Raw genomic sequence first — 16206 nt, 5'->3', positions numbered from 1 at the left:
GCGCGCTGGCGGCACTGTCCGATTGCCCGGGCGACAAGGCGCGCGGTATGTTGCAGCGTAAAAACGGAAATTCTTTGCGGCGATGCAATTTGGTGGGACTATAAAGCGCGGCGCCCGGCAAGGCAGGGCGCCCCCGCTGTCGCCTTTCGAACAAAAAACAGAACTGGAGGCTTCACATGATCTTATGGCTCGTCATTCTCGTGGCTGGCTGCTTGGCGCTGATGATGGCGCGGGTCAATGCCTGGACCTGGCTGCTGGCCGAGGCGGTGTGGATCTGGCTGGGCGGCCCGCTGGCCGGCGTCGAGCTGCCGGTGATGGTATTGCTGGCCATCCTGCTCTTTACGCCGACCATCCTGGTGGCGGTGAAATCGATCCGGCAATCGCTGATCAGCCGGCCGGCGCTGGACATGTTCCGCAAGATCATGCCCGGCATGTCCTCCACCGAGCGCGACGCCATCGAGGCCGGCACCGTCTGGTGGGATGCCGAGCTGTTTTCCGGCAAGCCCGACTGGCGCCGCCTGTTCGAGATCTCGCCGCCGCGCCTGACGCCGGAAGAACAGTCCTTCATGGACAACGAGGTCGAGCAGCTGTGCGCCATGGTCAGCGACTGGGACACCACCGTGAAGCACCAGGACATCCAGCCCGAGGCCTGGCAGTTCATCAAGGACCGCGGCTTCCTCGGCATGATCATCCCGCGCCAGTACGGCGGCAAGCAATTCTCGGCCTACATGCATTCGCAGGTCATCATGAAGCTGGCCTCGCGCAGCTCGGCCGCGGCGATCTCGGTGATGGTGCCCAATTCGCTGGGTCCGGCCGAGCTGCTGCTGCACTACGGCACCGAGGCGCAGAAGAGCCACTACCTGCCGCGCCTGGCGGCCGGGCTCGAGATCCCGTGCTTTGCGCTGACCAGCCCCTATGCGGGGTCGGACGCGGCCGCGATTCCCGACATCGGCGTAGTCTGCCGCGGCGTCCATGAGGGCCGGGAGACGCTCGGTTTTCGCGTCAGCTGGAGCAAGCGCTACATCACGCTGGCGCCTGTTGCGACCGTGCTGGGCCTGGCCTTTCGCGTGCGCGACCCGGATGGCCTGCTGGGCGACAACCCGGAGCCGGGCATCACCTGCGCGCTGATTCCGACCAGCCATCCCGGCGTGGTCACCGGCCGCCGCCACTGGCCGCTCAATGCCGTGTTCCAGAACGGCCCCACGCAGGGGCAGGACGTGTTCATCCCGATGGACTGGGTTATCGGCGGCATGGCCCAGGTCGGCCGCGGCTGGCGCATGCTGATGGAATGCCTGGCCGCGGGCCGGGCCATCTCGTTGCCTTCGTCCAACGTCGGCTTCTCCAAGCTGGCAGTGCGCGGCACCAGCGCTTACACCGCCATGCGGCGCCAGTTCAAGATCGAGATCGGCAAGTTCGAGGGCGTGCAGGAGGCGCTGGCGCGCATGGGCGGCCACCTCTACATGATGGACGCCACGCGGCGCCTGTCGGCGCTGGCGGTGGACGCCGGCGAGAAACCTTCGGTGATTTCCGCCATTTCCAAATACCACGTCACCGAACGTGGCCGCATCGTGGTCAACGACGGCATGGACGTGATCGGCGGCAAGGGCATCTGCATGGGGCCGGGCAATTTCCTGGCGCGCGCCTATCAGCAGATCCCGATCGCCATCACGGTGGAAGGCGCCAACATCCTGACGCGCTGCCTGATCATCTTCGGCCAGGGTGCGATCCGTTGCCATCCCTATGTGCTGCAGGAGCTGGCCGCGGCCGGCGACGAGAGCCAGGAGCGCGCGCTGCAGGAGTTCGACCGGCTGCTGTTCGCGCACCTCTCCTTCGTTGCCGCCAACAAGGCGCGCGCGTTCGTCGGCGGCATCAGCTGCGGCTGGCTGCTGCCGTCCACCTCCTACGCGGCGCGCCAGACCAAGCGCTATTACCGCGCCGTGGTGCATCTTTCTTCGGCCTTCGCCCTGCTGACGGATGTGAGCATGGGCGTGCTGGGCGGGACGCTGAAATTCCGCGAGCGCATTTCGGCGCGGCTGGGCGATGTGCTGTCGCAGCTCTACCTGGTGTCGGCGGCCCTGAAGCGCTATGAGGACGAGGGGCGGCAGGAGGAGGATCTGCCCTTCGTGGAGTGGTCGGTGCAGGACGCCCTGCACCGGGCGCAGGAGGCGATCATCGACGTGCTGCAGAATTTCCCCAATCCGTGGATCGCGTTCGGTTTGCGGGTGGTGATCTTCCCGCTGGGGCTGATCTATCGTAAGCCCACCGACGCCCTGGGTACGCTGGTGGCCAAGGCCATGCAAAAGCCCGGCGCCGCGCGCGAGCGGCTGCTTGCCGACGCCTACCTGCCCAAGGGCGAGGATCCGCTGGCATGCGGGGAGCGGGCGTTTGCGCTCACGCCCGTGGTGCAGCAGTTGGAGCATCGCCTGAAGCAGGATGTCATGGATGGCGCTTTGCCGCCTATGCCGCAGAGCCTGATCGAGATGAAAGGATGGAATGCGCTGGCCTTTGAGCGCGGGTTCATCTCCGAGTCCGAGCGGGCGGCGCTGGATGAGTTTGCGCACTATGGTGATTTGACGGTGCAGGTGGATGATTTTTCTGCGGATTTTGATCGGAATGAGATTTTGGGGCGGTTGCCTTGATGGTTTTTTGATGGCTTGAGCTGGGTTTGGGTAGTTTGGTCTTGCTGCATGCCGATGTACTGGCTCTATGCCTATCTTTCTCCGGTCGAAGCGGAGCGCCGGGGGCGGCCCGGCAGCCGCTCACTTTTCTTGCTCCGCCAAGAAAAGTAAGCAAAAGAAGGCGGCCGCTACCGCCCAGCCCCTTTCGGGGTGCCCGCTGAACCGCACGGAAAAATGGGAAAGGAGGCAAGTCGCTACGCTCCGGCCTCCTTTCTGATCCATTTTTCCGCGCGGTTCAGCGGCTGGGCAGAAGCGGACTTCCGATCCGGCTCGCCTGCGGCTTTGCCTTGTTTCTTTTCGTGCTCGCCTTCGGCCTCGCGGTGCTTGCCGCTCGCCTGCGGCATTGGGGCGGTTGCTCGCGATCCCCTTTATCTGCTTGGCCTTTGTCGTTAGCGCTTGCACTTCGACTCCGGCTTCGATGTGCAGACTCGCTATCCTGTTTAATCCGTCATCCCGGCGAAGGCCGGGATCCAGTGTCGTTCGTCGCGCTTCTGAGAACCTCGTTCGGACTGAGTAGCCGCTGTGCGGCGTATCGAAGCCAGCGTGCATGCGGTTGTCCCCTGGGCGCAGTCTGGTCTAGCTACGTGCTGATGTACTGGCGCTCGTTCCATCTTTCTCCGGTCGAAACGGAGCACCGTCCGCGAAAGCAGGGCCGGATTCCATCAGCGACGCTCAGGCGAGTTGCCGCCGTCAGGGAGCCGCAACATGCACTGCCCAATTCCGTCAGAATCTGGCGTATCCTCCACCGCTCACAACACCTCCTTACATCAGCATGTCCACCATCCCCCGCATCTACATGGCCGGCCCCGACGTTTTCCAGCGCGACTATGCGCAGCACAAGGCGCGCATCAAGCAATGGTGCGCGGAGCTGGGGCTGGCGGCGCTTTGTCCGGGCGATGATGAGGTGACAGGGGCGAGCAAGCCCGAGATTTCGCGGGGGATCTTCGACATCAACATGGCGCTGATCGAGTCGGCCGATTACGTGGTGGCGAACGTGTGCAACTTCCGCGGCCATGAGCCCGATTCGGGTACGGTGTTCGAGATCGGCTACGCGGTCGGGCGCGGCAAGAAGGTGTGGTGCTACAACACGCCCGAGGCCGATCTGCTGGCGCAGGTGCCGCAGGCCGAGCCCGGCTATTGCCGGGACGGCATGCTGATCGAGGACTTCGGGCTGCCGCGCAACCTGATGCTGGCGCATGCCTGCGAACTGGTGCGCGGCGACCTGCGCGCCTGCCTGGCGCTGGTGGCGCGCTGGCACGCGGCGTCGCGCTGATCCTTATTGCAGGGGCACCCGCCCCATCAGGTAGAACTCGTCGTTGGGCCGCATGCTGGTCACGTTGGCCAGCCGGTTCGACATGCCGAAGAAAGCCGCGATCGCGGCGATGTCCCAGGCTTCTTCCTCGCCAAAACCGTGCCGCTTGAGCACGCCGAAATCCTCCTCATTGACCGCCCAGGCGCTGGCCGACACCTTCAGGGCGAAGTCCAGCATGGCTTTTTGCTTGTCCGTGATATCGGCCTTGCGATAGTTGATCGCGACCTGGTCGGCCACCAGCGGGTCCTTGGCGCGGATGCGCAGGATCGCGCCGTGCGCCACCACGCAGTACTGGCACTGGTTGGCGTTGCTGGTGGCGACCACGATCATTTCACGCTCGGCCTTGGTCAGCTTGCCGGGTTTGTCCATCAGGGCGTCGTGATAGGCGAAGAAGGCGCGGAACTCGTCAGGGCGGTGCGCCAGCACCAGGAAGACGTTGGGGATGAAGCCCGATTTCTCCTGCACCGCCAGGATGCGGGCGCGGATGTCTTCGGGAAGGTCGTTCAGTTCAGGCACGGGGAAGCGGCCGATGGGCAGCTGGGGCATGACGGTCTCCTTGGGTGTTTGCGTCGCGGCGTCGTTGGCGCGCCGGCTGGCCTCCAAGTTACCACTTCCGGCGCCCGGTCAATGTCGCCCGGCTGACGATGCGCGGGTGCGCGTGTTCAATGATGTCAGAATGGCAACTAAAAATATTATTAAGATATATCTTGATTTTGCTATTTCTAAGATATATCTTGGATCCATCGATCGATACACGGCTTCTGTTTGATGAAGTCGATTTTTATGAACCAGACGAAAAGGAAACACCATGTTCAGACATCTGATGGCGCGCGCCGGCCACGGCGGCAAACACCACCACCGTTTTGACCGCCCGCATCATGGCGGCGGCATGTTCGAGGAGCGCGGCCCGCGGGAGCGCGGCGAAGGCGGCCGCGGGGCGCGCATGTTCGAGCAGGGCGCATTGCGCGTCGTGATGCTCCACCTGTTGCAGGAAAAGCCGCGCCACGGCTATGAAATCATCAAGGCCATCGAGCAGTTGGTCGGCGGCGGCTACAGCCCGAGCCCGGGCGTGGTCTACCCGACGCTGACGCTGCTGGAAGAAATGGGCTACGCCTCGGTCGGCAACGAAGACGGCGGCAAGAAGCTCTACAGCATCACCGCCGAAGGCCAGGCGCATCTGCAGGAGAACAATGAAATGCTGCAGCAGGTGCTGCGCAAGTTCGAGATCCGCCGCGCCGAACGGCCCGACGAGGATTCCCCGGAGCTGCGCCGCGCGGTGCAGAACTTCCGCATGGCGCTGCATGCGCGCCTGGCCCGGGGCCGCCTGACGAAGGAAGAGCTGCACGCCATCGTCGACATCATCGACCAGGCCGCAGTGGCCGTCGAGCGCAGCTGATTGACGACAGGCGCCGTCCCGCGCGGGATCGGCGCCTGCCAAGCATCGTTGAAAGGGAAACCATGAAAGAACATCGCTACCGCATCACCCTGGAGCACCTGGCCACCGCCTCCGAAGGCCAGCAGCAGCACGCGCCGCTGAATTTTGAGGCGGGCAACCACGACGACATCTTCGCCATCATCGAGCGCATCCGCGGCAACGGCCAGTTCGACGCCGACACCAGCGCGCAGCTGGCGCTGGGCCTGAAGCTGTTTTCGGAAGTCATGCTGAAGAACCGCAAGCACCCGCTGTTCGAAGAGATCCAGCCGGCCATGCGCGAATTCATCGGCAAGCTGAAGTCGCAGGGACGCCCGGCCACCGAGTGAGCGGCCACGGCTGCAGTCGCAGCCGCGCCGCCTACATGTTGGCCGGCGCGATCATCTCCGCATAATCGTAGAGCGCGCCCAGGACGTCCTGGGTGCGTTCGTCGTCCGCTTCTTCCTGCAGGCGGTCGATTTCCTCGAACAGCTGCGCGATGGTGCGCGCACCGCCGGCGCCGTCGAACAGGCGCGCCGCGCGGTGTTCTTCCCAATGCTGGGCTTCTTCGGCGCTGAGCGTGTCGGGGAAGTTGCGGGCGCGGTAGCGGAACAGGATCTCGTTGAGCCGCGCGTCGTCGAAGGCCACGCTGGTGCGCGCCAGTTCCTGCGGCGGCAGCGAGCGCAGCTGCTGCAGCTGGCGGCGGTCGCCGTTGCCGATGAAGCCGCCGTACAAATCCTCGTCCACATCCGGCGTGCCTTCCGGCTCGCGATGGAAGACCTCGCGCCACAGCGCCGACAGGTCGGGCAGGGCGGCGGCGAGGTCGGCATGGCGCAGCGCCGCCTCCACGTCGATGCCCAGCTCGGCCGCGCGCGCCGCGCTCAGGGTTTTCAGGCTGCCCACCACCATCGGCGACTTGTTCAGGTGGATGCTCTTGACCGGCAGGCGGGTGACGCCCTCGGGCAGGGCGTCGCGCTTGCTGAACATGCGCTCGCGCACGGCGGCCGCGTCCAGTGTCGCCAGTTCGGTCGGGTCGGCCGACAGGTCCCAGGCGATCACCTCGTTCTTGTTGGTCGGGTGCATGCCCAGCGGCCACATCAGCGCCAGGCAGCCATTGGCCACCGGGAACATGCCCGAGACGTGCAGGAAGGGCTTGTTCACCGGCAGGCCGATCTCGGCAGCCGCCTTGTCCTTCTTGTGCAACGCCAGCGCGAAGTCGAACAGGCGCGGATTCTTCTCGCGGATCAGGCGCGCCAGCGCGATGGTGGCGCGCACGTCGGAGAGCGCATCGTGCGCCGCCTCGTGCACCAGGCCGTTGGCCTTGGAAAGCTGCTCCAGCTTGAAGCTGACGCTGCCGTCTTCCTTGGTCGGCCAGTGGATGCCCTCGGGGCGCAGCGCGTAGCACAGGCGCACCACGTCCAGCAGGTCCCAGCGGCCGCAGCCGTTTTGCCACTCGCGCGCGTACGGGTCGATCAGGTTGCGCCAGAACATGAAGCGCGTGACCTCGTCGTCGAAGCGGATGGTGTTGTAGCCCACGCCGATGGTGCCGGGCTCGGCCAGCGCCTGCTCGATCTGCGCGGCGAACTCATGCTCGGGCAGGCCCTGCTCCAGGCAATGCTGGGGCGTGATGCCGGTGATCAGGCAGGACACGGGGTCGGGCAGGAAGTCCGGGGCCGGCCGGCAGTAGATCATGATCGGCTCGCCGATCTCGTTGAGTTCGGCATCGGTGCGCACGGCGGCGAACTGCGCCGGCCGGTCGCGGCGCGGGACCACGCCGAAGGTTTCGTAGTCGTGCCAGAGGAAGGTATGGTTGGACATCGCGCGTTTGTGCAGGCTGTAAAAAGTCGATCGCGCGATTATAGAGCCTCCGAGCCCGCAGGCAGCCTTGCGGCGCCATTGCGGAGCGGATTTTCGAACGGCAGGGAAGGGATTACTGCAGCGGCGGCGTATCGCGCTTCAACAGCTTGCGCAGCGCGTCCTGCAGGTTGCCGCTGCGCATCGGGGCGGCGCCGCCGGCGTAGTCGATGTTGTCGATCACCCAGCCGCGGGCGTCGCGGGTGAGCTGCACCTTGTCGATCCACTTCGACGGCGACTTCAGCTTGGCGTCGCTGAAGATCAGCTCCACCGAGCAGGTGCTTTCGCGTTCCTGCATCTCGCACTTGAGCACGCGGAAGGTCGAGGCGCCGGCCGGATTGGCGGTGAAGATGTCGCCTTCGAACAGCGGCGGCAGCGGGTCGGCCGCGGACTGCGCCACGCGCGCCTCCTCGGCCACCGAGACATCCTTGAGCAGGTCGAACAGCGGCACCGACAGGAAGCGGCGGAAGGTGATCAGTTCCTTGAGCGTCAATGCGCCCGACGGGTGCGCGGTCTGGTGCGACTGATAGAAATCGTTGACCAGCTCCTTCGCCTTGCCCTCGTCGTTGCCCGAGCAGGCGGCAAGCAACAGGCTTGCCGCGACGATGAGTATTTTGCCGATCCGCTTCACAATCCGTTCTCCCTTTGTGCGCTTCCTCGCCGGAAGCGGCACGTATTGCCGTTTCGTATTCTGTTCGATGCCGCGCCGCATGGGCGACGCCGCAGCAGCGCACGCGCGTAGCCGCGGGCGGCAAAGCCTGCCGTCCGCGGGCGCGGGTCCCGATGTCATTGCCTGCAGAGTTTCCGGCCCTGGGCCGGCAGATCCCCGATTTCCGGTTTCGCCGGACCGCATGGCGGTGGCAAAAACGACAAGCATTCTTCACGGCAAGCTTACGCCCTTTGCGCTACGGAAGAGGCCGAGAACACATCGCCAAAAGTCCGCCAATTCCGCCGCCTGCGGCTGCGTTGCGGGCGTTTCGCGGACAAATGTTGTCAACCGGGAAATGTCGCCGATAGATGCGCCTGCCGCCGCTGCACCGGTAACGGCGTTCAGCCGCCTTCCTTGATGGCGTCGGCCAGGGTGTCGGTGAGATATTCGCGTTGCGAGGACTGGTCGTTGCCGATGAACTCGATGTCGTCGATGCGCCAGTGCTGGTCTTCGCGCACCAGCAGCACCTTGTCGTTCCAGGCTTCCTCGGCGCCGTCCTTCTTGTACCGGAAGGCGACCTGGCAGGAGGAGCGGCTGTCTTCGGTGTCGCATGACTCGACGGTGAAGGAGGTGGCGCCTTCGTAGAGCGAGGTGAACAGGTCGCCCTCGATGATGGGCGGCGCCTGGCTACCGGCTGCGGCGTGATAGCGCGCATCGGCGGCCTCGGCCTGCGTGAGCAGCGAAAACAGCGCGCGGCTGACCAGCGGCTGGTACTGGCGCAGTTCGTCGGCCGACGGCAGCCCGGGAATGGCGTTCTTGATATGGATGTTGTAGAAGGCGCCGATCACCTCGGCCTGGCGTTGCTCTTCGCCGCTGAAGTTGTTGCAGCCGCCCAGCGCGAGCGCCGCGCCCAGTGAACAGGCGCCTGCCATGAGGCGGGTGCGGCGGCGTACGTGAGGGGCAATGAGGCGGGGCAGTCTGGTCATCCGGATTCCTGGCGTGCGGCGGGGCGCTCGCTCTTGTTGTGGCTGTGCATGGCGGGGAGGGCGCGCGATCGTGCCTGCGCGCTTGTCATTCCGGCAAGCCGTCGGGATCTCCGCGCGCGGCCTGCAAGCCCGTTAGTCCGGGCCGGGAAACATTCGTTCCGCGGCCCGCCTGGCGGGCGGCAGGCCACAGGATATCAGGCCGATTCGGTCAGCAGCGCAAAGTGCTCGACGGTGGGCGCGCCGGCAAAGAAGGGGCCGACGATGCCGCGCCATTCGGTGAAGGCGGGCGATTCGCGGAAGTCCACGGTGTGGTTTTCCAGCGTGGCCCAGTGCACCATCAGCAGGTAGCGCTCGGGCGACTCCACGCCTTTTTGCACCTTGTGGCCGAGGTAGCCCTTGGATTTTGCGATGGTCTGCGCGATGCCGCGCTGGATGGCTTCGTCGAATTCTGCTTGCTTGCCGGGTTGGATGCGGATGTCCGCCAGTTCCAGGATCATGTGGGTCTCCATTGTCGAGGGTGGGCTCGCCCGCGCATGTCTGCCATGCGGGGCAATGCCGCCCGATTATCACATTTTCCCCGGCGGCCGGCGTTCAAGAAAATTCGCGCGGCCGGTGAAAAGGCTTCACTCCGGCGTGCGGCGCGGGGCGATCGCCGAGGCGGCGCGCAGCTTTTGCTCCATGTCTTCCAGCGTGATCTCGATGGCGCGCGTGCTGATCGTGATTTCCCACAGCGAGACGAGCAGCGACATCACCAGCAGGAACAGGCTGATGCCGAAGAAGGCCTCGGCCATGTGGTCGCGCTCGATGAAGATCAGGAACATCGAGACGGCGCACATGATGAAGCTCGACACGCCCAGCGCCTGCATGTAGCGCGTGAGCACGATGCGCTTGCGCAGGTTGAGGATCTGGCGGATGACGCGGTCGCGGCCGTCGTCCTTGTCCTGGTTCTGCAGGTTGCGGATCAGCTGGGCCAGCACCAGGAAGCGGTTGGTGTAGGCCAGCAGCAGCAACGAGGTGGCGGGAAACAGCAGGGCGGGGGTGGTGAGGTTCATCATGTGCATCTTGTTCTCTTGCGTGGCGGCGTGATTCTAACCGTTCCCGAGGCGCAAGAAGCATGCCCGTGCCTCGCATGCCGCGGCTTCCCGCGCGCATCGCCGGCCGTCTTTTTTGGGGCGGGCCGATGCACCATCCCCGCTTTTTGCACCGCCGCGCAGCAGCCGGCGCGCGGCGGAAAATCTTTTTGATATTTTTTGCCGCGCGGCCCGCCAGACCAATTGTTATTTGGCCTGCCGCTCAATACACTAGCCCCCGTCAAGCAAAATCCAATAATCCATAACGAAAGGGATATCCATGCCGGGTTCTTATTTCCCCCAATGGCGGCTGCGCAGCGGCACCAACGACGGTCAGGGGACCGTCATCGCCGCCGATGAGCGCCTGCCCGCGCCGCAGACGCTGGCCATGGGCGTGCAGCACGTGGTGGCCATGTTCGGCTCGACCGTGCTGGCGCCGCTGCTGATGGGGTTCGATCCCAACCTGGCGATCCTGATGTCGGGCGTGGGCACGCTGCTGTTCTTCCTGCTGGTGGGCGGCCGCGTGCCGAGCTACCTGGGCTCCAGCTTCTCCTTCATCGGCCTGGTGATCGCCGTGACCGGCTATGCCGGCTCCGGCCCCAACGCCAACCTGGGCGTGGCGCTGGGCGGCATCATCGCCTGCGGCGCGGCCTATACCGTGATCGGCCTGATCGTCTCGGGCGTGGGCACGCGCTGGATCGAATCGCTGATGCCGCCGGTGGTGACCGGCTCGGTGGTGGCGGTGATCGGCCTGAACCTGGCGCCGATCGCGGTCAAGGGCGTCTCCGGCAACAGCTTCGACTCGTGGATGGCGCTGGCCACCGTGCTGTGCGTGGGCTTCGTGGCGGTGTTTACGCGCGGCATGCTACAGCGCCTGCTGATCCTGGTCGGCCTGCTGCTGGCCTATGTGATCTATGCGATCCTGACCAACGGCGCCGGGCTGGGCAAGCCGATCGACTTTTCGGTCGTCGCCAACGCCGCCTGGTTCGGCGTGCCGCACTTCGCGACCCCGGTGTTCCAGGGCAGCGCGATGGCGCTCCTGGCGCCGGTGGCCATCATCCTGGTGGCGGAAAACCTGGGCCACATCAAGGCCGTCTCGGCCATGACCGGCCAGAACATGGACCGCTACATCGGCCGCGCCTTCATCGGCGACGGCCTGGCCACCATGCTCTCGGGCAGCGTGGGCGGCACCGGCGTGACCACCTATGCCGAGAACATCGGCGTGATGGCCGTGACCAAGATCTACTCCACGCTGGTGTTCGTGGTGGCGGCGGTGATTGCGATCCTGCTCGGCTTCTCGCCCAAGTTCGGCGCGGTCATCCTGACCATTCCGGGCGCGGTGCTGGGCGGCGTGTCGATCGTGGTGTTCGGCCTGATCACCGTCTCCGGCGCGCGCATCTGGGTCGAGAACAAGGTCGACTTCTCCAACAACACCAACCTGATCGTGGCCGCCGTGACCCTGGTGCTGGGCGCCGGCGACTTCACGCTGAAGCTGGGCGGCTTCGCGTTGGGCGGCATCGGTACCGCCACCTTCGGCGCCATCATCCTGTACGCGCTGCTGCGGCGTCGCGGTTGAGGCGCGGTCGTAGCGTTCCGACAAGCAACAGGGCCGGTCATGCAGACCGGCCCTTTTCATTTGTACAAGCTTTTGCCGCGATGTTGTCATCGGCGGCGATACAGCGCAGGCCAAACCGGGGAATACAGCGGCCAGGCAGAAGATTTCCGTTGAGCAATCCGGATTTGCTGACTATACTTTGCGGCGTTGCAGCGAGCGCGCCAACTATCCAGGCACCCGGGGAGGGATGCCGGACTCGCTGGATGCGGGGCAGGGGATTGCTCCGCCGCAGGACCAAAGACGCTCGCAGACGCCAGTCGATCTTGCCTCCAGATCGCGCTTCTGCGCTTCTTCACTTTCGCTTCTCAGGGCTACGCCCGCACCGCCTCAAGGGGAACCGCAGCATGAACAAGACCATCAGCCTGTGCGCACTGCTGTGCGCCGCCATGCCTTTGCTGTCGGCCTGCGACGCCGTCGCCGGCAAGAAGGACTACGCCTATTTCCGCCAGCATATCGACGAGGCCAAGTCGGTCTCCGACCAGTGCTCCCTGAACGGCACCTCCGGCATGAGCCCGACCCAGATCAGGGTCTGCGACGCGGCGCGCGAAGCCTACGGCAACCGCAACTTCAACTACTGATCCCCTTCATCGCGCGGGCTACTTGCCCGCGCCGTCCCAGCGCCACGACAGGTTGCTGGTCTTCCCTTCGCTCACCGTGACCTGCTGCTCCTTCGTCTGGCCCTTGTAGGTCGCGGCGACCTTGTACTTCGCGGGCGGCAGTCTGACGTTGGTCATCGGGCCCGCAGATGGCAAGGTCAGCAGCGTAGCGCCGTGGGCGTCGCTGATCTCGAGTTTGACGTCGCTGATGTATTCGCCGTTGTTCTGGGCGAACAGCAGGTGCAGGTTGTAATCCTTGGCCGCGGCCTTGATCGCGTCCTGTTCGCCTTCGCCGATGCCGCCGTTCATGTATTGCGGGGCGGCGGCCTGCGCGAACGCGCCGGTGGCGCCCAAGGCCAGGCCCAGCGCCAGCAGGCCGGCGGCGAGTTTGTTTCCTGTCATCATTGTTCTCCTTGTTGGTGGTGGTCGACATGGGTGCGAGCGGCCGCGGACGGGAAAAGTTCTGCCGCGAGGCGTTGGCAGGCGCAGTCACGGCTCTGTCACAAATTTGTCAAAGTCGCTCGTTAGAATGCCTCGTCCCCAGATCCACCTTGGCCGCTTATGCACAACCCGCCGGAAACCACGCAATCCCTGCATTTGCTCTACGAGCCGGCCGGATTCATCTGCGCCTTCCGCTTCGACGAAGGCCGCGCCGCCCAGATGAAGTGGAACGAGGTGCTCGACTGCCACACCGTTGCGCCGTCCTTCAGCTGGCTGCACGTGAAGACCGCCGACGTGAAGATCCAGCACTGGATGCAGCATCACAGCGGCATTCCCGAATACATCACCGAGTTCCTGCTCAGCAACGACACCCATCCCGGCCTGCACGCCACGCCCGACGGCGTCTACGGCACGCTGACCGACATGAAGATGGAGATCGGCGACACCGGCACCGAGAAGGGCGCGCTGCATTTCTACCTCGACCGCTCGCGCCTGCTCACGCTGCGCACGCAGCCGCTGCTGTCGACCAACATGCTGCGCCAGAAGGTGCTCGACGGCGGCGAGTTCGACAACACCATGGACCTGTTCGCCGAGCTGCTGCGCTGCCTGGCCGACGGTTTCAATTCGCGCCTGGACCATCTCAACGACAAGGTCGACGACATCGAATTCTCGGTGCTGTCGGACCGTCGTCCGGAAGACCGCGCCGAGCTTTCCGGCATCCGCCGCCAGCTGGCCGAGCTGCGCCGCTTCATCGCGCCGGAGCGCCGCATCCTGGCGCAGTTCAACCGGCTGCGCCCCTCATGGGTGCCGCTGGAGGCGATGGAAGACCTGACCCACGCGCTCGACGAGCTCAATGAACTGCATTCGACGGTGGAGGCGGTCTACGAACGCGCCAAGCTGCTGCAGGAAGAGATCGCCTCGCAGATGTCGGAACAGATGAACCGCAACCTGATGGCGCTGTCGGTGCTGACCGCGTTGCTGATGCCGGCCACGCTGGTGTCGGGGATTTTCGGGATGAACGTCGCCGGCCTGCCGGGCCTGCACGACGAGGGATCCTTCTGGATCGTGATGGGAGTGATGGGCGGCCTGGGCGTGGCCACGGTGGCCCTGCTCAAGTGGATGCGGATATTCTGAGGCGCGCCGGCCGCCCGGCCGGCGCGAACCGCAAGCGGCTTATTCCCGCTCGGCCATGGCCTCTTCGCTCTCGCGGATGAGGCGGTCGATGTCGAGGTTGTCCACCGGCTCCACGCGCAGCGCCAGCGGGCGCCACAGCGAATACAGCCACAGTCCGATGGTGCACAGCGTGCCCAGGAACAGGGTGATGAATCCCGACAGGAACAGGCCGATGAAGGGCGAGGCGATCAGGCCGTCGTAGCCGATCAGGTGCTTGCCGTCCCAGGTGATGGTCTGCGCGCCGAACAGCGACAGCACGCCCATGAGCACGGAAAACGGCACCAGCGAAAACGTGGTGCCGATGGCCAGCAGCTTGTAGATGGTGCCCATCGACATGCGCTGGATCTTGATCTGCTCGAACATGATTCCCCTCTTGCTTGTTCCTGCTGATGCCGGCCGCTGCGGCCGGTGTCTTGTGGCATGGGCCGCGCGCCCCCGGAAACGATTGCGCGGCCCTCGCCGTGGTACTGCCGGTGCTGCCTGTGCTTACTTGCCCCAGCTGTCCTTGAGCGTGACGGCGCGGTTGAATACCGGCTTGCCTTCGGTGGAATCGACGCGGTCGGCGACGAAGTAGCCGTGGCGCTCGAACTGGAAGATCTCGCCGGGTTGGGCGCTCTTCAGGGTCGGCTCCAGGTAGGCGGTGATCACTTCCTTCGAGTTCGGGTTCAGCGCGGCCAGGAAATCCTTGCCGCCGGCGTCCGGATGCGGATCCGAGAACAGGCGGTCGTACAGGCGCACCTCGGTGGCCAGCGCATGCTCGGCGCTGACCCAGTGCAGGTTGCCCTTGACCTTGTAGTTCGAGCTGCCCTCGGTGCCGCTCTTGCTGTCTTCGAAGTAGTTGCAGTGCACGGCGATGACGTTGCCGTGTTCATCCTTGTCGCAGCCGGTGCATTCGACCACGTAGCCGTAGCGCAGGCGCACCTTGTTGCCCGGGAACAGGCGGAAGTAGCCCTTGGTCGGCTCTTCCATGAAGTCCTCGCGCTCGATCCACAGTTCTTTGGTGATCGGGAAGTGGCGGTGCGCGGTGTCGTGCTCGGGATGCGCGGGCGGGTAGACCGGCGCGCTGCAGTCGATGCTCTGGCCTTCGGGGAAGTTGTCGATGATCAGCTTCAGCGGGCGCAGCACGGCCACGGCGCGCGGCGCCTTGGGGTCGAGGTCTTCGCGCAGCGCGCCTTCCAGCACGCTGAAGTCGATCCAGCTGTTGTTCTTGGAGGCGCCGGTGCGGTCGCTCATCAGGCGGATCGCCTCGGGCGTGTAGCCGCGGCGGCGCAGGCCGACGATGGTGGGCATGCGCGGGTCGTCCCAGCCGGCGACGATCTTCTCATCCACCAGTTGGCGCAGCTTGCGCTTGCTGGTGATGATGTAGGTCAGGTTCAGGCGCGCGAATTCGTACTGGTGCGGCAGCGGCTTCTTGAAGAAGCCCTCCTGCGACAGCTGCTCCAGCAGCCAGTCGTAGAACGGGCGCTGGTCTTCGAACTCCAGCGTGCAGATCGAGTGCGAGATGTTTTCCAGCGCGTCCTCGATCGGGTGCGCGAAGGTGTACATCGGATAGACGCACCACTTGTCGCCGGTGTTGTGGTGGGTGGCGTGGCGGATGCGGTAGATGGCCGGATCGCGCAGGTTCATGTTGGGGCTGGCCATGTCGATCTTGGCGCGCAGGATCATGGAGCCGTCCGGGTGCTTGCCGTCGCGCATTTCCTCGAACAGGCGCAGCGACTCGTCGGCCGCGCGGTCGCGCCACGGCGAGTTCTTGCCCGGTTCGGTCAGGGTGCCGCGGTTCTCGCGCATCTGCTCGGCGTTCTGCTCGTCCACGTAGGCCAGGCCCTTGCGGATCAGCGCCTGGGCGGCAGCGTACATGGTGTCGAAGTAGTTGCTGGCGTAGTAGAGGTGGGGCTTGCCTTCATGCTCCCACGAGAAGCCCAGCCACTTGACCGAGTCGAGGATGGTGTCGACGTACTCCTGCTCTTCCTTCTCGGGATTGGTGTCGTCGAAGCGCATGTGGCAGCGGCCGGCGTAGTCGCGCGCCAGGCCGAAGTTCAGGCAGATCGACTTGGCGTGGCCGATGTGCAGGTAACCGTTCGGCTCGGGCGGAAAACGGGTGATCACCTGCGGCAGCGCCTGGCCTTCCTGGGTGGCGCGGTCGGCGTAGGTGCCGGAGACCAGGTCGGCTTCGATGATGCCGCGCAGGAAATTGGTGGAGGGCGCAGGTGTGTGTCCGTTTTTCAGTTCGTTGCTCATGGGATGAATCGGGAGGAAAGCCTATTTATACAGATGGCAAGCATTTTACCGCACGCGCCCGTTTTCATCGGCCTTTGCGGCGATGTGCGGCGGAAATTTTGCCGCCGTTCAATACATCGGCGACCGCCCTCATTCTGTTACAGATGATACGGGTGCGAATTACCTGTCATGGCGCGCGGGTGG

General features: G+C 64.9%; 17 protein-coding genes. 7 read left to right on the top strand and 10 right to left on the bottom strand.

What is annotated here, in order from left to right; genetic code table 11:
- The first annotated feature begins 176 nt into the window (after positions 1-176).
- The gene (locus CEJ42_RS13560; protein ID WP_088751415.1) at positions 177-2639 is read left to right on the top strand and encodes an acyl-CoA dehydrogenase; all 2463 of its coding nucleotides are present in this window, start codon (positions 177-179) and stop codon (positions 2637-2639) included.
- 233 nt (positions 2640-2872) lie between these two features.
- Here CEJ42_RS13560 and CEJ42_RS25045 read toward each other — a convergent pair whose 3' ends face one another.
- The gene (locus CEJ42_RS25045) at positions 2873-3022 is read right to left on the bottom strand and encodes a hypothetical protein (protein WP_165774434.1); all 150 of its coding nucleotides are present in this window, start codon (positions 3020-3022) and stop codon (positions 2873-2875) included.
- Between the two features lie 428 nt (positions 3023-3450).
- On the opposite strand from CEJ42_RS25045, the gene CEJ42_RS13555 reads away from it, so the two are divergent.
- Positions 3451-3951 carry a nucleoside 2-deoxyribosyltransferase gene (locus CEJ42_RS13555; RefSeq protein WP_088751414.1) on the top strand — a complete coding sequence of 167 codons (501 nt, stop codon included), beginning with the start codon at positions 3451-3453 and terminating at the stop codon, positions 3949-3951.
- 3 nt (positions 3952-3954) lie between these two features.
- On the opposite strand, the gene CEJ42_RS13550 is transcribed toward CEJ42_RS13555, so the two are convergent.
- Positions 3955-4536, bottom strand: a complete 582-nt coding sequence (locus tag CEJ42_RS13550; protein ID WP_088751413.1) for a peroxidase-related enzyme — start codon at positions 4534-4536, stop codon at positions 3955-3957.
- A 262-nt stretch (positions 4537-4798) separates the two neighbouring features.
- Here CEJ42_RS13550 and CEJ42_RS13545 point away from each other — a divergent pair, with 262 nt between their 5' ends.
- Both CEJ42_RS13545 and CEJ42_RS13540 read left to right on the top strand, forming a co-directional pair.
- Positions 4799-5386: a PadR family transcriptional regulator gene (locus tag CEJ42_RS13545; protein WP_088751412.1), complete on the top strand. Its 588-nt coding sequence runs from the start codon at positions 4799-4801 to the stop codon at positions 5384-5386.
- A gap of 62 nt (positions 5387-5448) precedes the next feature.
- Positions 5449-5751: a DUF3861 domain-containing protein gene (locus CEJ42_RS13540; RefSeq protein WP_088751411.1), complete on the top strand. Its 303-nt coding sequence runs from the start codon at positions 5449-5451 to the stop codon at positions 5749-5751.
- Positions 5752-5782: 31 nt separating this feature from the next.
- Here the strand turns inward: CEJ42_RS13540 and sbcB are convergent, their stop codons facing one another.
- From sbcB to CEJ42_RS13515, 5 genes are all read right to left on the bottom strand, one after another.
- Positions 5783-7219, bottom strand: a complete 1437-nt coding sequence (gene sbcB / locus CEJ42_RS13535) for an exodeoxyribonuclease I (RefSeq protein WP_088751410.1) — start codon at positions 7217-7219, stop codon at positions 5783-5785.
- A gap of 112 nt (positions 7220-7331) precedes the next feature.
- Positions 7332-7886 carry a YqhG/Tai3 family protein gene (locus CEJ42_RS13530; protein WP_088751409.1) on the bottom strand — a complete coding sequence of 185 codons (555 nt, stop codon included), beginning with the start codon at positions 7884-7886 and terminating at the stop codon, positions 7332-7334.
- A gap of 419 nt (positions 7887-8305) precedes the next feature.
- Positions 8306-8890, bottom strand: a complete 585-nt coding sequence (locus tag CEJ42_RS13525) for a DUF3828 domain-containing protein (RefSeq protein ID WP_079218545.1) — start codon at positions 8888-8890, stop codon at positions 8306-8308.
- A 194-nt stretch (positions 8891-9084) separates the two neighbouring features.
- Positions 9085-9387, bottom strand: coding sequence for an antibiotic biosynthesis monooxygenase family protein (locus CEJ42_RS13520; RefSeq protein WP_079218546.1), 303 nt, complete (start codon positions 9385-9387; stop codon positions 9085-9087).
- A gap of 126 nt (positions 9388-9513) precedes the next feature.
- Positions 9514-9945 carry a DUF2721 domain-containing protein gene (locus CEJ42_RS13515; protein WP_079219350.1) on the bottom strand — a complete coding sequence of 144 codons (432 nt, stop codon included), beginning with the start codon at positions 9943-9945 and terminating at the stop codon, positions 9514-9516.
- A gap of 295 nt (positions 9946-10240) precedes the next feature.
- Between CEJ42_RS13515 and CEJ42_RS13510 the strand changes: the two genes are divergently transcribed.
- Positions 10241-11536 carry a solute carrier family 23 protein gene (locus CEJ42_RS13510; RefSeq protein WP_088751408.1) on the top strand — a complete coding sequence of 432 codons (1296 nt, stop codon included), beginning with the start codon at positions 10241-10243 and terminating at the stop codon, positions 11534-11536.
- A gap of 383 nt (positions 11537-11919) precedes the next feature.
- Positions 11920-12153: an EexN family lipoprotein gene (locus tag CEJ42_RS13505; RefSeq protein ID WP_079218548.1), complete on the top strand. Its 234-nt coding sequence runs from the start codon at positions 11920-11922 to the stop codon at positions 12151-12153.
- An 18-nt stretch (positions 12154-12171) separates the two neighbouring features.
- Here the strand turns inward: CEJ42_RS13505 and CEJ42_RS13500 are convergent, their stop codons facing one another.
- Complete coding sequence (locus CEJ42_RS13500) at positions 12172-12576, bottom strand: hypothetical protein (RefSeq protein ID WP_088751407.1); 405 nt, start codon at positions 12574-12576, stop codon at positions 12172-12174.
- A 156-nt stretch (positions 12577-12732) separates the two neighbouring features.
- Between CEJ42_RS13500 and CEJ42_RS13495 the strand changes: the two genes are divergently transcribed.
- On the top strand, positions 12733-13746 hold the full coding sequence (locus CEJ42_RS13495) for a transporter (protein WP_079218549.1): 1014 nt from the start codon (positions 12733-12735) through the stop codon (positions 13744-13746).
- Positions 13747-13785: 39 nt separating this feature from the next.
- On the opposite strand, the gene CEJ42_RS13490 is transcribed toward CEJ42_RS13495, so the two are convergent.
- Positions 13786-14148, bottom strand: coding sequence for a hypothetical protein (locus CEJ42_RS13490; protein ID WP_079218550.1), 363 nt, complete (start codon positions 14146-14148; stop codon positions 13786-13788).
- A gap of 123 nt (positions 14149-14271) precedes the next feature.
- Positions 14272-16023 (bottom strand): glutamine--tRNA ligase/YqeY domain fusion protein, encoded by a 1752-nt coding sequence (locus tag CEJ42_RS13485; RefSeq protein ID WP_079218551.1) that lies wholly within the window; start codon positions 16021-16023, stop codon positions 14272-14274.
- Positions 16024-16206 lie beyond the last annotated feature (183 nt).

The sequence above is a fragment of the Herbaspirillum robiniae genome (genome assembly GCF_002213415.1).
In the GTDB taxonomy this organism is placed as follows: Bacteria; Pseudomonadota; Gammaproteobacteria; order Burkholderiales; family Burkholderiaceae_D; genus Herbaspirillum; species Herbaspirillum robiniae.
This window is presented reverse-complemented; position numbering and strand designations above follow the sequence as displayed.

Bases quoted from the DNA above. Each gene is read 5' to 3' on its own strand.
- CEJ42_RS13515 (WP_079219350.1), bottom strand. From the start codon at position 9,945: ATGATGAACCTCACCACCCCCGCCCTGCTGTTTCCCGCCACCTCGTTG.
- CEJ42_RS13550 (WP_088751413.1), bottom strand. From the start codon at position 4,536: ATGCCCCAGCTGCCCATCGGCCGCTTCCCCGTGCCTGAACTGAACGAC.
- CEJ42_RS13490 (WP_079218550.1), bottom strand. From the start codon at position 14,148: ATGTTCGAGCAGATCAAGATCCAGCGCATGTCGATGGGCACCATCTAC.
- CEJ42_RS13485 (WP_079218551.1), bottom strand. From the start codon at position 16,023: ATGAGCAACGAACTGAAAAACGGACACACACCTGCGCCCTCCACCAAT.
- CEJ42_RS13545 (WP_088751412.1), top strand. From the start codon at position 4,799: ATGTTCAGACATCTGATGGCGCGCGCCGGCCACGGCGGCAAACACCAC.
- CEJ42_RS13525 (WP_079218545.1), bottom strand. From the start codon at position 8,890: ATGACCAGACTGCCCCGCCTCATTGCCCCTCACGTACGCCGCCGCACC.
- CEJ42_RS25045 (WP_165774434.1), bottom strand. From the start codon at position 3,022: ATGCCGCAGGCGAGCGGCAAGCACCGCGAGGCCGAAGGCGAGCACGAA.
- CEJ42_RS13560 (WP_088751415.1), top strand. From the start codon at position 177: ATGATCTTATGGCTCGTCATTCTCGTGGCTGGCTGCTTGGCGCTGATG.
- CEJ42_RS13520 (WP_079218546.1), bottom strand. From the start codon at position 9,387: ATGATCCTGGAACTGGCGGACATCCGCATCCAACCCGGCAAGCAAGCA.
- CEJ42_RS13505 (WP_079218548.1), top strand. From the start codon at position 11,920: ATGAACAAGACCATCAGCCTGTGCGCACTGCTGTGCGCCGCCATGCCT.
- CEJ42_RS13510 (WP_088751408.1), top strand. From the start codon at position 10,241: ATGCCGGGTTCTTATTTCCCCCAATGGCGGCTGCGCAGCGGCACCAAC.
- CEJ42_RS13500 (WP_088751407.1), bottom strand. From the start codon at position 12,576: ATGATGACAGGAAACAAACTCGCCGCCGGCCTGCTGGCGCTGGGCCTG.
- CEJ42_RS13540 (WP_088751411.1), top strand. From the start codon at position 5,449: ATGAAAGAACATCGCTACCGCATCACCCTGGAGCACCTGGCCACCGCC.
- CEJ42_RS13495 (WP_079218549.1), top strand. From the start codon at position 12,733: ATGCACAACCCGCCGGAAACCACGCAATCCCTGCATTTGCTCTACGAG.
- sbcB (WP_088751410.1), bottom strand. From the start codon at position 7,219: ATGTCCAACCATACCTTCCTCTGGCACGACTACGAAACCTTCGGCGTG.
- CEJ42_RS13555 (WP_088751414.1), top strand. From the start codon at position 3,451: ATGTCCACCATCCCCCGCATCTACATGGCCGGCCCCGACGTTTTCCAG.